Here is a 13,748-nt window from a genome sequence, read left to right on the forward strand (position 1 = left end):
TCATCGTGGCCTCTGGAGGAAACATGCGCATTCGATCCCTTGTCCTATACGCGGCCCTCGGGCTTGGCGTAAACACGCCTCATGTCTTCGCGGCCGATCTGGCGGCGATGGAGGCGGCCCGAGCGGGGGATATGCGCAAGCTCACCCTTTCCGCGAACCCGCCCGACGTCTCCTCCGCCGCGCTGGAGGATGAGGCGGGCAACCCCCGCTCCATCGCCGAATGGCAGGGAAAGCCGGTGCTTATCAACTTCTGGGCGACGTGGTGCGCCCCCTGCCGGGAGGAGATGCCCTCCCTTGAACGGCTTCAGAAGAAGATGGCCGATACGCCTTTCGAAGTGGTTACCGTGGCGACCGGCCGTTCCGACGCGCGGGGGGTGGACAAGTTTCTTGATGAGATCGGCGTGACGGAGCTTCCGCGCTTACGCGATCCGAAGATGCAGATGGCGCGGGACATGGGCGTGCTGGGGCTTCCCGTCTCCGTCCTGGTCGATGCCGACGGCAGAGAGGTCGCCCGCCTGATCGGCGATGCCGACTGGGACACACCGGAAGCGGTCGCGGTCATCGAGGCGCTGATCCGGTCTCCGCAATGATCCGCTGACGGAAGCAGGCGGCGACATGGTCGTTGACCAGCCCCGCCGACTGCATGAAGGCATAGGCCGTCGTCGGCCCGCAGAAGCGGAACCCCGCACGGGACAACGCCTTGGACAGCGCGATGGAATCGGCTGTCTTCGGCGGCACCTGCGCCATCGTCCGGGGCGGCGCGTGGTCCTGCGGCGCATGGCGCCACACGAGGTCGGCGAACGGCTCGGCTCCGCCAAGGTCCAGAAAGGCGCGCGCATTGCCGATGGTCGCCTCGATCTTGCCGCGGTGCCGGACGATTCCCGCATCGCCCAGCAGACGGGCGACCTCCGCCTCCCCCCATCCGGCGACCACTGCCGGATCGAACCCTGCGAAAGCCCGGCGGAACGCCTCCCGCTTGCGCAGGATGGTGATCCAGGACAGCCCGGCCTGAAACCCCTCCAGCTGCAGAAGCTCCCACAAGGCGCGTCCGTCCCGCAGCGGAACGCCCCATTCCGTATCGTGATAGGCGACGTATAGCGGATCGGCTCCGCACCAGCCGCAGCGGGCAGGCGATGTTTCCACGCTCATGTGCAACGCTCCTTTTGAGAACGAAAAATGAACTTTTTCCCGTCAGGGTCAAGCTGCGGCATATCAGCGCCGTCGCTGTTGCGCTCTCTTTGGCGAGCAGCCATAGATTGCACAAGCGCCGGTGCCTGCACGCAACCCGGCCCAAGGGGAGAATTGCCATGACCAATGTTGTGATCGTTTCCGCCGCCCGTACTGCGGTCGGCAGCTTCAACGGCTCTTTCGCGTCCACGCCTGCCCATGAGCTTGGCAAGGTCGTGCTGGAGGCGCTGGTGGAGCGCGCGGGCATCGCGCGGGGGGATGTGTCGGAAACCATTCTCGGCCAGGTGCTTCCCGCAGGGCAGGGCCAGAACCCGGCCCGTCAGGCGCATGTGAACGCCGGTCTGCCGATAGAGGCCGCCGCCTGGGGCATCAATCAGGTCTGCGGTTCCGGCCTTCGCGCCGTGGCGATCGGGGCGCAGCACATCCAGCTCGGCGATGCCACCGTGATCGCGGCCGGCGGGCAGGAGAGCATGTCCCTGTCCCCCCATGTGCAGCATCTGCGCGCGGGCACCAAGATGGGCGATCTCAAGTTCATCGATTCGATGATCCGCGACGGTCTGTGGGATGCCTTCAACGGCTACCACATGGGCCAGACGGCGGAGAATGTCGCCGCCAAGTTCCAGATCACCCGTGAGGCGCAGGACGAATTCGCCGTCGCCTCTCAGAACAAGGCGGAAGCCGCGCAGAAGGCAGGCCGCTTCAAGGATGAGATCGTCCCCGTGGTGCTGAAGACCCGCAAGGGCGACGTGACGGTGGATGCCGACGAATACATCCGCCACGGCGCGACGATCGACGCGATGGCCAAGCTGAAACCCGCCTTCGCCAAGGATGGCACCGTCACCGCCGCCAATGCCTCCGGCATCAACGACGGCGCGGCGGGCGTGCTGCTGATGACGGAGGAGGAAGCGGCGCGGCGCGGCCTGAAACCGATCGCGCGCATCGCCTCCTGGGCTACTGCCGGGGTCGATCCTGCGATCATGGGCACGGGGCCGATCCCCGCCTCGCGCAAGGCGTTGGAGAAGGCGGGCTGGAAGGTGTCGGACCTCGATCTGGTCGAGGCGAACGAAGCCTTCGCGGCGCAGGCGCTGGCGGTGAACAAGGAGATGGGCTGGGATCCGGAGATCGTGAACGTGAACGGCGGCGCCATCGCCATCGGCCACCCGATCGGCGCTTCGGGCGCCCGGATTCTCAATACCCTGCTGCATGAAATGACGCGGCGCGACGCGAAGAGGGGCCTCGCGACGCTCTGCATCGGCGGCGGAATGGGTGTGGCGATGTGTCTCGAACGCGCGTGAGCGGCACAGGACTATCATTACCGTACAATTGATTTCTTGGGAGAGGGGGGAAGTTATGTCGAGAGTCGCATTGGTGACGGGTGGCACGAGGGGGATTGGCGCAGCCATCTCCCTCGCGCTCAAAGATGCGGGTTACAAGGTTGCCGCGAATTACGCCGGCAACAGCGCCGCGGCGGACGAGTTCAGCCGCGATACCGGCATTCCGACGTTTCGCTGGTCGGTCGCCGATTATGAGGCCTGCAAGGCGGGAATCGCGGAAGTGGAGGCGGCGCTTGGCCCTGTCGACGTGCTGGTGAACAATGCCGGTATCACGCGGGACGCACTCTTCCACAAGATGACGCCCGATCAGTGGCGCGAAGTGATCGACACCAACCTCAGCGGACTGTTCAACATGACCCACCCGCTCTGGCCGGGGATGCGGGAGCGGAAATTTGGCCGCGTGATCTCCATCTCCTCCATCAACGGGCAGAAGGGGCAGGCGGGGCAGGCAAACTACTCCGCCGCCAAGGCAGGAGATCTCGGCTTCACCAAGGCGCTGGCACAGGAGGGCGCGCGGGCGGGCATCACTGTGAACGCCATCGCACCGGGCTATATCGCCACGGAGATGGTGATGGCTGTGCCGGAAAAGGTGCGCGAGAGCATCGTCGCCCAGATCCCCACCGGGCGTCTTGGACAGCCGGAGGAGATCGCGCGTTGCGTGGTGTTCCTCGCCTCCGATGATGCGGGCTTCATCACGGGGTCCACGATTACGGCGAATGGCGGACAGTTCTTCGTCTGACACAAGCGGGGCGCGTCCCCGCGACGCGTCCCGCAGCCGTGCCACGCTGGTCGGCTTGTCGGCAGTGCTTCTTTGGGCGCTGCTGGCCCTTTTCACCATCGGTTCATCGCCAGTCCCACCGCTCCTGCTGAATGCGCTGTGCTTCGGGATCGGCGGCATGGTCGGCGTGGTCTGGATGGCAGTCTCCGGCACGGCGCATCGACTGCGGCAGGTGCCGCTCGCTGTCTATGCCTTTGGGACGGCCGGGCTTTTCGGATACCATATCCTGTATTTTACTGCCTTCCGGCTCAGCCCGACGGCGGAAACGGGCTTGATCGCCTATTTATGGCCGCTGCTCATCGTGCTGGGCTCGGCCCTGCTTCCGGGTGAGCGGCTCCGCGCCGCGCATGTCGCCGGCGCGCTTCTGGCCTTTTCGGGCGCGACGCTCATCATCCTCGGCAAGGGTTCGAACGGTGAGGCATCCGGCCTGGGGCAGATGTTGGCCTTCGGCTGCGCTCTTACATGGGCGGCCTACTCCCTCATCTCTCGCAGACTGGGTGCCGTTCCTACTGAGAGCGTGGCCGTATTCTGCATTGCCACGGCAGTGCTCTCCGCCTTGGCTCATGTCATGTTCGAGCCGACGATCTGGCCCAAGGATCTGACGGGTTGGGTCTGCGTCGTTCTCCTCGGACTGGGACCGGTGGGCATCGCCTTCTACACCTGGGACGTAGGCGTCAAGCGCGGAGATGTGCAGCTTCTGGGTGTTGCCAGCTATGCCGCCCCATTGCTCTCTACCGTCGCTCTCATCGTCGCAGGTATCGCCGAAGCCAGTGTGACCCTGCTCCTTGCAGCCCTGCTGATAACCGGCGGAGCAGCTCTCGCCGCCCGCGCCGGCAAGGCACGCCAGAAGATCAGTGCGCCGAAAGGCGTTTGATCTCCTCCTTGAGACGCATCTTCTGCCGCTTCATCTCGGCAATATGGAGCGCGTCTGTCGCGGGACTGCGCTGCGCCTCCTCGACGCGCGCTGATAGCGCGGCGTGCTTCTTGCGGAGCTCTTGCAGGTGGGAACTGACGGCCACGGTCTTCCTCCTTTGGTGATCCACAGATCAATAGGAACACAGGAGACGAGTCGTGTCACGCCCGGAATGAAACGGAGTTATGACGTGCCGGCGACAGAAAGAGCACATTTGTTGCTAAAACGGCAGGTTCCTGCCATCACGGAGAATTTCAGATACGTTGTTCTTGAAATTTTCGCAATCAGCTTCGTGTTTTTCTCCCTCGTGGAGCACAAAAGGTGCAAGCAGGCGGAAGGCCGCGCGGCTGCCTTTCCGGGCCCGGCAGATGATCCGTCGTGCCGCTCGCCCCTCACGCGGAGCCAGCGGCAGAACCACGATGCCTCCCGTCCGGGCGGAGAGGGAGGTGAGCAGGTCCGGCAGACGATCCGCCGACTGAATCATGCTGAGATATCCCCCCGGAGAAAGCCGCTTCAGGCCCGTCTCCACCCAGAGATCAAGCGGCGTTTCCTCCCGAAGCGCGGCCTCCCGCCCCGGATCGCTGGCGCGGGTGCCGCCATCGGTCTGATAATAGGGGGGATTGGCAATGACGTGGTCGAAGCTCTCCGCCTTCAGATGCGCGGGAAGCGCGGCGATATCCCCCTCGGTCACTACAAGCGGGATGCCATTGACGACAGCATTCCTGCGGGCGAGGTCCGCATAAGCCGCCTGACGCTCCACCCCCATCAGGCGCAGCCCCGGCACACGCACCCCCAGACACAGGCTCGCCACCCCTGCTCCACAACCGAGTTCCAGAACCGACTCACCCCCTTTCGCCGGAACGGAAGCGGCGAGGAGCACCGGATCTATAGCCGCCCGATAGCCCTCCCGCGGTTGCAGGATGCGGAGCCGGCCGCCAAGAAACTTGTCGCAGGTCAGGTCACCTTCGGCGAAGCGCGGCAGGGGGGCACCGTCGGAGGGCTGCGTCATCGGCTGGCTGCGCGCATGGATCACTCGCTGACCGGCAGGCCATTGTCCATGAGCACACGGCGCGCATGGCTCAGGTCACCGTCGCGCACCATGAGGCGCCGCGGCAGAATGCCCAGAGATCCTTCGAGAATGCTCATGTGGACGTCCAGTGGAAACGCGGCTATACCCTCGCCCTGAAGCAAGGCCACGGCAAAGGGGATGACGGTTGGGTCGCTTGTTCGCAGCACTTCTCGCATGAGCGGAGTAAACGTGACTTCCCCCCGGTTGTCGAGGCCGGGCGTGGAACCGGCAGTCGCACGGCCGCTCGAGGCATTGAGCGCCTATCTGGCCGAAGACATGGCGGCGGTGAACCGCCTGATCCGCGAGCGCATGGCGTCGGAGCACGCGCCTCGAATTCCAGAGGTGACAGCGCATCTGATCGAGGCGGGGGGCAAGCGTCTGCGCCCCATGCTGACGCTCGCCGCGGCGCGGCTTGCGGGCTACGACGGCCCCTATCACGTCCACCTCGCGGCGACGGTGGAGTTCATCCATACCGCGACGCTGCTCCATGACGACGTGGTCGATGAGAGCCGGCAGCGCAGGGGCCGACCGACGGCAAACCTGCTGTGGGACAACAAGTCCTCCGTGCTGGTGGGAGATTACCTGTTCGCGCGCGCCTTTCAGTTGATGGTGGAGCCCGGGTCCATCCGGGTGCTCGACATCCTCTCCAATGCCTCCGCGACGATCGCGGAAGGCGAGGTGCTCCAGCTTACCGCAGCGCAGGATCTGGCGACGACGGAGGCCACCTATCTGAAGGTGGTGCGCGGCAAGACCGCAGCGCTCTTCTCCGCCGCGACGGAATCGGGCGCGGTGATCGCAGGCGCGCCGGAGGCGTGGGTCGCGGCGCTCCGCGACTACGGGGACGCACTGGGGATCGCCTTTCAGATCGTGGACGATGTCCTGGATTATGGCGGCTCCACCCGGGACATCGGCAAGAATATCGGCGACGACTTCCGGGAGAGAAAACTGACGCTGCCGGTTATCAAGGCGGTGGCGAAGGCCGGCGCGCCGGAGCGTAGCTTCTGGACCCGCGTCATCGAGAAGGGCGATCAGCAGGACGGCGATCTGGAAGAAGCCCTGCGGCTGCTTCATCAGCACGGGGTTCTGGAGGAGACGCGGGCAGAGGCGCGCGCCTGGGCCGAACGGGCGAAGGCAGCGCTTGCCCCCCTGCCCCATCATCCCGTCAGAGCCATGCTGGTCGATCTTGCGGATTTCGTGGTCGCCCGGATCAACTGATCGCTACAGCGCGGGCGGCTCCCGCAGCGCGGGGGCGGCGGCGACCCACCAGCCCTCCTGCTGAACCTCTCGCGCTGCGGCTTCGGCCGCCGTCTCACCATCGAAAAGCCCGAAGCAAGTCGCGCCGGAGCCGGACATCCGTGCGAGGTGGCAGCCGGGCTGCGCCGCCAGCAGATCAATGACTTCAGCGATGACGGGCGCGCGGGCGCGGGCCGGTTCCTCGAGGTCGTTGCGCGTCTCCGCCGCCAGCCAGTGACCCAGCGCCGCGGCATCCGCAAGGCGGGGGAGCGGCGGCAAGGGCAGATTGTCCCGCCGGGCGAGCGCTCCAAAGACTGCGGCCGTCGGTACTTCCACACCGGGATTGGCCAGCACCAGCCAGAAATTCGGCAGGCCGGACAACGGCACCACCTCCTCCCCGATCCCCTGCATCCGCGCGGGCCGGCCGCCGAGACACACCGGCACATCCGCACCGAGCGCCAGCCCTGCCTCCGGCACTTCCCGCCCCGTCATGCGAACGAGAGCACGGAGCGTCGCCGCGGCGTCGGAAGAACCGCCCCCGATTCCGGCAGCGGCGGGCAGCCGCTTCTCCAGCGTGATCGCCGCCTCCACCCCCAGCAGGCGCGCGGCGCGCAGCACGAGGTTCCCCTCCCCCTGCGGCACATCGTCTGCGCGCGGCCCCGTCACGGTGAGGGAGAGCGGCCCCGGCGTTATCGTCACCCTGTCGCCCACCCCGGCAAAGACCACCAGACTGTCGAGCAGATGGTAGCCATCCGCCCTCCTCCCCGTCACATGCAGAGCGAGGTTCACCTTGGCCGGGGCGAATTCCCCGATGGTCGCGTGCTGCGTCACGGCAGGATCAGTCGGCGTCGCCGGTCCGCAGGATGGGGGGAGCGCCCTCCTCCTTCAGCACGGCATCCAGCCCGATGGAGAGCTTCTTGCGAATCCGCGTCGCGTCCTTTTCCTCCGGGTTGAAGGAGAGTGCGCGGCGCCACTGGAAATCGGCCTCCAGCTTGCGCCCGACGGCCCAGAAAACGTCCCCCAGATGGTCATTGACCACCGGGTCCACCGGCATCAGTTCCGCCGCGCGCTCCAGATGGCCGACGGCCTCCTCGTAGCGGCCGAGCCGGAAGAGCGCCCAGCCAAGGCTGTCAGTGATCGCGCCGTCATCGGGGCGGGCATCCACCGCGCGCTGGATCATCGCAAGCGCCTCATCCAGATGCTCGTGCCGCTCCACATAGGAATAGCCGAGGTAGTTCAGCACGGCGGGCTGATCGGGCGACAGCTCCAACGCCTTGCGAAAATCGGCTTCCGCCTTTGGCCACTGCCCGGAGCGTTCGAAGGCAATGCCGCGGGCAAAGAAAAGCGGCCAGTGCTGCGGGCCCGGCGTTCCCAGCAGGGCGATGGCGCGGTCATAGCTTTGCGCGGAGTCGGCGAACTTCTCCTGCCGGCGGAGCATGTCGCCATAGGCTACCTGCACGGAGAGCACATCGGGAGAGGCCTTCGCCAGCTGCTCCATGGCCTCGAGCGCGGCCTCCGTCCGGCTGCCGTCGTAAAGCGCGGAGGCGCGGCCCATTTCGGCGACATGGAAGGCGGGATCGTTGCGGGGGATGCGGTTGTAGGCAACCGTGGCCAGGTCATATTGGCCCTGCTTTTCCAGAATCCCTGCGACCATCAGGATCGCTTCGGTAAAATCGGGGCGAAGGTGTTCGGCCATGCGGGCATAGACCAGCGTGAAACCATCCTCGCCGCCGCCGTTGGCCAGCACGCCCGCGACACCGTGAAATGCCTCCGCCATCCCGTCGGTCGCAGAGCGCACCACGTCGAAGGTCAGCGTCTCACCAGCTTCCAGCTGCGCGCGGAAGCCGTCCATCTCCGGATCACCCTGGAAGGTGTTGTCGATCAGGGCGATGGCGTCGGCGTTGCGGTCGAGCTGGCTCAGCACCTCCACCTGCGCGACGACGCCCCGGCGCGTCACGCTCACCACCCGCCCGGTCTCACCGCCCAGAATGGTCTGAGCCCCTTCGAAATCGCCCGCGGCGGCGAGGGCCAGCGCCTTGTGGTAGAGGGCGAAAGCCCGCAGCGGCTCGTTGCTGGCGACCCTGTCGAAGGCGGCTTGCGCATCCGACATCCGGCCAAGCCCGAACTCCGCCCAGGCTCCGGCAAGTCCGTCGATCAGCGGACTGATCTTCGGTCCGCCCTGCACATCTGCCTTGACCGCCTCCCAATCTTTCCGCCCGATCATGTCCACGAGCAGCACCAGGTCGGCAAGCTGGCTGTCCTGGCCTTCCCGCTGCATGGACTGCGCCACAGTCAGCGCCGCATCGAACTCCCCCCGGCCGATATCGGAAAGGAGGGCGAACTCCTGTACTTGGGCATTGCCCGGATCATGGGACAGAGCCTCATGGAAATAGGTACCCGCCGCGCGGTAGTCCCGCTCCCCCGCGGCAGCGCGACCGGCGAGGTAGGGCCCCGCATAGCCATCCGCCCATGCGGCCGTTGCCCCGAGAAGCAGGGCAGAGCCGCAGAGCAGGGAGGCGGCGAGACGGGAAAGCTGAGACATCAGGGGCACCACAGATCGAACATCCGGGTGACCGTATCCGTGGGGCGGCAGCAAGGCAATCGCCCCGCACCAGCGGGACGGAAGCTCGCCCTAATGTTACATGTTGGGATAATTCGGCCCGTCGCCGCCCTGCGGCGTCGTCCAGGTGATGTTCTGCGGCGGATCCTTGATGTCGCAGGTCTTGCAGTGGACGCAGTTCTGGAAGTTGATCTGGAAGCGCGGCCCCTCCGTGCCCTCAATCACCTCATAGACGCCGGCGGGGCAGTATCGCTGCGCGGGTTCGGCGAATTTCGGCAGGGTGTAGCTGATCGGGATCGTCGGATCCTTGAGCTTCAGATGGCAGGGCTGGCTTTCCTCATGGTTGGTGAAGCTGAACGAGACATTCGTCAACCGGTCGAAGGACAGCACGCCATCCGGTCTGGGATAGGTGATCGGGGCATAGCCAGACGCCTCCGCCGTGGCGGCGGCATCGGTCTTGGGATGCGGCATGGTGCCGAACAGGCTCGCCCCGAAGAGCGAGTTGGTCCACATGTCGAACCCGCCGAGGCCAAGTCCGAGCATCCCCATCTTCGACCACAAGGGTTTCACGTTGCGCACCTTCTTCAGGTCGCGCCCGATCTCTCCCGTACGGACTTCGGTTTCGTAGTCGGAAAGCTCGTCGCCCGTGCGGCCCGCAGCAATCGCCCGCTGCGCCGCTTCTGCCGCCGCGATGCCCGACAGCATGGCGTTGTGGCTGCCCTTGATGCGGGGCACGTTCACCATGCCCGCCGAGCAGCCCAGCAGCGCGCCGCCCGGAAACACCATCTTCGGCAGCGACTGATAGCCGCCTTCGGTGATCGCCCGGGCGCCATAGGCCACGCGCTTGCCACCCTTCAGAAGCTCCGCCACCATCGGGTGATGCTTGAAGCGCTGGAATTCCATATAGGGGAAAACGTAGGGGTTCTTGTAGTTCAGGTGGACCACGAAACCGATGAACACCTGATTGTTCTCGGCGTGATAGATGAAGGAACCGCCGTCCGCATTCTTGCCGAGTGGCCAGCCCATCGTGTGGATGACCGTCCCCTCGCGGTGCTTGGCCGGGTCGATCTCCCAGATTTCCTTCATGCCAAGGCCGAATTTCTGCGGCTCATGCCCGGCGGAAAGATCGTAGCGGGCGATGATCTCCTTGGCCAGCGAGCCGCGCACGCCTTCGGAGATGAAGACGTACTTCCCGAGCAGTTCCATCCCCGGCTCATAGCTGTCGCCGATGGAGCCGTCGGCTTCACGCCCGAACTCTCCCGCGACGACGCCCTTCACCGTGCCGTCTTCCCCATAGATGACCTGCGAGCAGGCCATGCCGGGGAAAATCTCCACGCCCAGCTCCTCCGCCTGACCGGCGAGCCAGCGGCAGAGATTGCCGAGCGAGATGATGTAGTTGCCATGGTTGGACATCAGCTTCGGCATGGGCCAGTTTGGCAGCCGGATCTGACCGGATTCGCCGAGCATGTAGAAGCTGTCGTGGTTCACGGCCACGGTGACGGGCGCGCCCTTGTCTTTCCAGTCGGGGATGAGCTTGTTCAGGCCAACCGGATCAAGCACGGCGCCCGACAGGATATGCGCCCCCACCTCCGACCCCTTCTCCAGCACCACGACGGACAGGTCGGGATCGAGCTGTTTCAGACGGATCGCTGCGGACAGCCCGGCAGGGCCGGCCCCGACGATGACCACGTCATATTCCATCGACTCCCGTTCGATTCCGTCACTCATGCTGGTCCCCCCTTGCCCGCAGATGCAGGCGAACTGGCTTTTGTCAGGGGTCAGCGTTACCGGGCCGTAGCGCACGGGTCAATCGGAACGGGCGACCTGAGCGCAGTGCCCTTGCGGCAAAGCGCCGCCGACGGGACGATCTCTCCCTGTGGATCAGGCTTGCAATCCCTGCCCGTCTCGGTTCAGGTGCAGCAGAAATGACACGCACCCGCGCGCTTCATCGAGCGCGTTCGGGTGCTTTTGTTCCAGACCGGGAAAGACGACGATGGAAAAGATCCTTATGACCCGCAAAGGTCAGTCCGCGCTGGACGAGGAACTGCGCAATCTGAAGTCGGTCGAGCGTCCTGCCGTGATCCGCGCGATTGCGGAGGCGCGGGAGCATGGCGACCTCTCCGAGAATGCCGAGTATCATGCCGCCCGCGAACGGCAGAGCTTCATCGAGGGCCGGATCGGCCAAATCGAGGCCATTCTCGGGCTGGCGGAGGTGATCGAGCCGTCCCGCCTTTCCGGCCCGATCAAGTTCGGCGCGACGGTCACCCTCGTCGATGAGGATACCGAAGAGGAAAAGACCTACCAGATCGTGGGTGAAACGGAGGCTGATATCGAGAACGGCCTTCTCAACATCCGTTCCCCTCTCGCCCGCGCGCTCATCGGTAAGGATGAGGGAGACACGGTCGAGGTCAAGACACCCGGCGGCGAGCGCAATTATGAGATCGTGACCGTCCGCTATATCTGAGGAGGGCGCCGCAAGCGCATTCCGCATGCCTGATACATCGCAAGACGACCAGACTTCCCCCCGCCCGGCAGGACTGCTGCCGGAGGGGTCCGCCCTCAGCCAGCTTCAGCCGACCGATATTGCCGCAGCGGTGCTCACGCTGCTGTGGCTGGCGATGGCGGCGATCTTCTTCTTCACCGGCGAGGAGAGCGAGGGCGGGGGACCGCTCTCGGCACTTGTCGCCGGGCTGGCGGTGGCGATGCCTGTCGCGCTGATCTGGCTGATCGCGACCAGTCTGCGCACCGTTCGCGGCCTGCGGGAAGAAGCCGTCCGCCTGCAGCAGGAAATCGACGCCCTGCGTCGTGGCGCAACGGCCCAGCCATTGCGCCAACCGCCTGTTGCACAGCAGTCTGTTGCACAGCCGTCTGTTCTGCAGCCATCTGTTCTGCAACCGGCCGGGGCGCAGGCGCCGCTCGCTCAGCCGGCTACGGGAGCCCCGCGCGCGGCGCAACCGGCGCGCCGGCAGCCTACCCCTCCCCGCGCCGTAGCCCAGCAGGCTGCCTCGGAACCCGCCGAGCTGGAGGCGCTACCGCCTGCGGATTTCATCGGCGCGCTGAACTTCCCCGACTCGCCCGAGGATGCGGAAGGCATCCGGACCCTCCGCCGGGCATTGGAGGATCCGGCCGCTGCCAAGCTCATCCGGTCCGCGCAGGACGTGTTGAACCTTCTGGGCGCCGACGGGATCTACATGGATGATCTCGTGCCCGAGGAGCTGCCGCCCGGCGCGCTCTGGCGGGAGTTCAGCGCGGGGGCGCGCGGCCAGTCCGTCGCCGGTCTCGGCGCGATCGAGGAGCCGAACGTGCTCGCAGCGACCGCAACACGGATGCGCAGCGATCCCGTCTTCCGCGATGCGGCGCAGCACTTCCTGCGTCAGTTCGACCGCAGTCTTTCCGACTTTGCCCCCACCGTGCCGGATGAGATGCTGGCAATGGTCGGCATGACCCGCACCGCCCGCGCCTTCATGCTGCTCGGTCGCGTGGCCGGCACATTCGACTAGGCCGCAACCAACCGGCATCGGCACCCCCTCCGCGCGGCATCGGACACAGCGATGCAATATCGCCGCACCGGCGCGCGGCGGGCGGTTGCAAACCCTGACCTCGCCTCCTTATGGTGACGCGGTGTCGGCGGAGGCGACCAGCGCCAATGTTTCTCAATCCATGGTTTCGTCGGGGGGTGGTCGCGGGCCTGCCCTATCTCATCGTCGTCGTGCCCTTTGGGCTGTTGTTCGGCATCACGGCCCGAACGGCAGGGTTCAACCTTGCCGAGATCATGGGGTTTTCCATCCTGGTAATCGCCGGCGCCTCGCAGTTCAGCGCGCTGCAACTGATGAATGACAATGCTCCCGTGCTCATCGTCATCGCGACGGGGCTGGCCGTCAATATCCGGATGGCGATGTATTCGGCCTCCCTCGCGCCGCATCTGGGCGGAATGCCGGTGTGGCAAAGGGCGCTCGCGGCCTATAGCCTGACGGACCAGTCCTATGCGATCAGCGCGTTGCGCTTCGACACCGGGCCTCCGATGCGGCTGCGCGACAAGGTGGCCTATTACTTCGGCGCGGTGCTTTTCACCGCAGTGCCATGGCCCGTCTTCACCCTGGTCGGCGCGACGGCGGGCAGCCTCATTCCAGCCGACGTGCCGCTGGACCTCGCCATCCCGATCACCTTCCTCGCCATGATCGCGCCGCTTCTGCGCAACCCTGCCCATCTGGCGGCGGCGGTCGTGTCAGTGGTCCTCACGCTTGCGTTTTCCTTCATCCCCTACAACCTCGGCCTGCTCGTCGCGGCTGTCTTCGCGATGATGGCGGGCGCGGCGGTGGAGCAGCTTCTGGCGCGGCGGAGGGCGCGCGAATGAGCTACGGCAAGCTGGAGATCTGGACGATCATCCTTGCGCTCGGGGCGGGCACATTCCTGCTCCGCTTCTCCTTTCTCGGGCTGATGGGAAACCGGCCCTTCCCACACTGGCTGCAACGCCACCTGCGCTACACAGCGGCGGCGGTGCTGCCGGGGCTCGCCATGCCCATCGTCCTGCAGCACACGCCGGATGGCGGGCTGGATCCGCTGCGGCTCATGGCGGCAGGGGCAACGATCGTGGTCGGAATGATCACGCGCAGCACCCTTGCCGCGATTCTGGGCGGGGCTGTGGCGCTGGCCCTGCCCTATCTCTTCTGACG

16 protein-coding genes are annotated in these 13,748 nt (G+C 65.9%); 9 read left to right on the plus strand and 7 right to left on the minus strand.

The window, feature by feature from the left end:
* Window positions 1–23: 23 nt before the first annotated feature.
* Window positions 24–590, plus strand: a complete 567-nt coding sequence (locus CN97_RS06415; protein ID WP_035708783.1) for a TlpA disulfide reductase family protein — start codon at window positions 24–26, stop codon at window positions 588–590.
* Here CN97_RS06415 and CN97_RS06420 read toward each other — a convergent pair.
* Window positions 559–1,149 carry a DNA-3-methyladenine glycosylase I gene (locus CN97_RS06420; RefSeq protein ID WP_035708791.1) on the minus strand — a complete coding sequence of 197 codons (591 nt, stop codon included), beginning with the start codon at window positions 1,147–1,149 and terminating at the stop codon, window positions 559–561. The genes CN97_RS06415 and CN97_RS06420 overlap by 32 nt on opposite strands.
* 158 nt (window positions 1,150–1,307) lie before the next feature.
* On the opposite strand from CN97_RS06420, the gene CN97_RS06425 reads away from it, so the two are divergent.
* The 3 genes from CN97_RS06425 to yddG are packed head-to-tail and all read left to right on the plus strand — an operon-like array spanning window position 1,308 to window position 4,174.
* Complete coding sequence (locus CN97_RS06425; protein ID WP_035708794.1) at window positions 1,308–2,483, plus strand: acetyl-CoA C-acetyltransferase; 1,176 nt, start codon at window positions 1,308–1,310, stop codon at window positions 2,481–2,483.
* A 55-nt stretch (window positions 2,484–2,538) separates the two neighbouring features.
* Entirely contained in the window at window positions 2,539–3,261 is a 723-nt protein-coding gene (gene phbB / locus CN97_RS06430) for a beta-ketoacyl-ACP reductase (protein WP_035708797.1), read from the plus strand.
* Window positions 3,239–4,174 carry an aromatic amino acid exporter YddG gene (gene yddG / locus CN97_RS06435; protein ID WP_051911010.1) on the plus strand — a complete coding sequence of 312 codons (936 nt, stop codon included), beginning with the start codon at window positions 3,239–3,241 and terminating at the stop codon, window positions 4,172–4,174. The genes phbB and yddG overlap by 23 nt, the downstream gene beginning before the upstream one ends.
* Here the strand turns inward: yddG and CN97_RS20160 are convergent.
* The 3 genes from CN97_RS20160 to CN97_RS06445 form a co-directional block, all read right to left on the minus strand.
* A complete protein-coding gene (locus CN97_RS20160) occupies window positions 4,152–4,319 on the minus strand; it encodes a YdcH family protein (protein ID WP_084684016.1) in 168 nt (55 codons plus the stop codon). The two genes, yddG and CN97_RS20160, sit on opposite strands and share 23 nt — an antisense overlap.
* Before the next feature lie 114 nt (window positions 4,320–4,433).
* Entirely contained in the window at window positions 4,434–5,222 is a 789-nt protein-coding gene (locus CN97_RS06440; RefSeq protein ID WP_051911011.1) for a tRNA1(Val) (adenine(37)-N6)-methyltransferase, read from the minus strand.
* A 20-nt stretch (window positions 5,223–5,242) separates the two neighbouring features.
* Window positions 5,243–5,458 (minus strand): putative signal transducing protein, encoded by a 216-nt coding sequence (locus CN97_RS06445; RefSeq protein WP_035708800.1) that lies wholly within the window; start codon window positions 5,456–5,458, stop codon window positions 5,243–5,245.
* A 100-nt stretch (window positions 5,459–5,558) separates the two neighbouring features.
* On the opposite strand from CN97_RS06445, the gene CN97_RS06450 reads away from it, so the two are divergent.
* Complete coding sequence (locus CN97_RS06450; protein WP_242685244.1) at window positions 5,559–6,497, plus strand: polyprenyl synthetase family protein; 939 nt, start codon at window positions 5,559–5,561, stop codon at window positions 6,495–6,497.
* A 3-nt stretch (window positions 6,498–6,500) separates the two neighbouring features.
* Here CN97_RS06450 and CN97_RS06455 read toward each other — a convergent pair whose 3' ends face one another.
* The 3 genes from CN97_RS06455 to CN97_RS06465 form a co-directional block, all read right to left on the minus strand.
* Window positions 6,501–7,346, minus strand: a complete 846-nt coding sequence (locus CN97_RS06455; protein WP_084684017.1) for a 4-(cytidine 5'-diphospho)-2-C-methyl-D-erythritol kinase — start codon at window positions 7,344–7,346, stop codon at window positions 6,501–6,503.
* Window positions 7,347–7,353: 7 nt separating this feature from the next.
* A complete protein-coding gene (locus CN97_RS06460) occupies window positions 7,354–9,057 on the minus strand; it encodes a tetratricopeptide repeat protein (RefSeq protein WP_035708804.1) in 1,704 nt (567 codons plus the stop codon).
* 96 nt (window positions 9,058–9,153) lie between these two features.
* The gene (locus CN97_RS06465; RefSeq protein WP_035708806.1) at window positions 9,154–10,803 is read right to left on the minus strand and encodes an electron transfer flavoprotein-ubiquinone oxidoreductase; all 1,650 of its coding nucleotides are present in this window, start codon (window positions 10,801–10,803) and stop codon (window positions 9,154–9,156) included.
* Window positions 10,804–11,068: 265 nt separating this feature from the next.
* Here CN97_RS06465 and greA point away from each other — a divergent pair, with 265 nt between their 5' ends.
* From greA to CN97_RS06485, 4 genes are all read left to right on the plus strand, one after another.
* Window positions 11,069–11,539 carry a transcription elongation factor GreA gene (gene greA, locus CN97_RS06470; protein ID WP_035708809.1) on the plus strand — a complete coding sequence of 157 codons (471 nt, stop codon included), beginning with the start codon at window positions 11,069–11,071 and terminating at the stop codon, window positions 11,537–11,539.
* A gap of 25 nt (window positions 11,540–11,564) precedes the next feature.
* A complete protein-coding gene (locus tag CN97_RS06475) occupies window positions 11,565–12,575 on the plus strand; it encodes a hypothetical protein (RefSeq protein WP_035708812.1) in 1,011 nt (336 codons plus the stop codon).
* Between the two features lie 146 nt (window positions 12,576–12,721).
* Window positions 12,722–13,429 (plus strand): AzlC family ABC transporter permease, encoded by a 708-nt coding sequence (locus CN97_RS06480; RefSeq protein ID WP_035708815.1) that lies wholly within the window; start codon window positions 12,722–12,724, stop codon window positions 13,427–13,429.
* Window positions 13,426–13,746 carry an AzlD domain-containing protein gene (locus CN97_RS06485; protein WP_035708817.1) on the plus strand — a complete coding sequence of 107 codons (321 nt, stop codon included), beginning with the start codon at window positions 13,426–13,428 and terminating at the stop codon, window positions 13,744–13,746. Before CN97_RS06480 ends, CN97_RS06485 begins: the two co-directional genes overlap by 4 nt.
* The last annotated feature ends 2 nt before the right edge of the window (window positions 13,747–13,748 follow it).

It is taken from the genome of Haematobacter massiliensis (genome assembly GCF_000740795.1).
GTDB lineage: Bacteria > Pseudomonadota > Alphaproteobacteria > Rhodobacterales > Rhodobacteraceae > Haematobacter > Haematobacter massiliensis.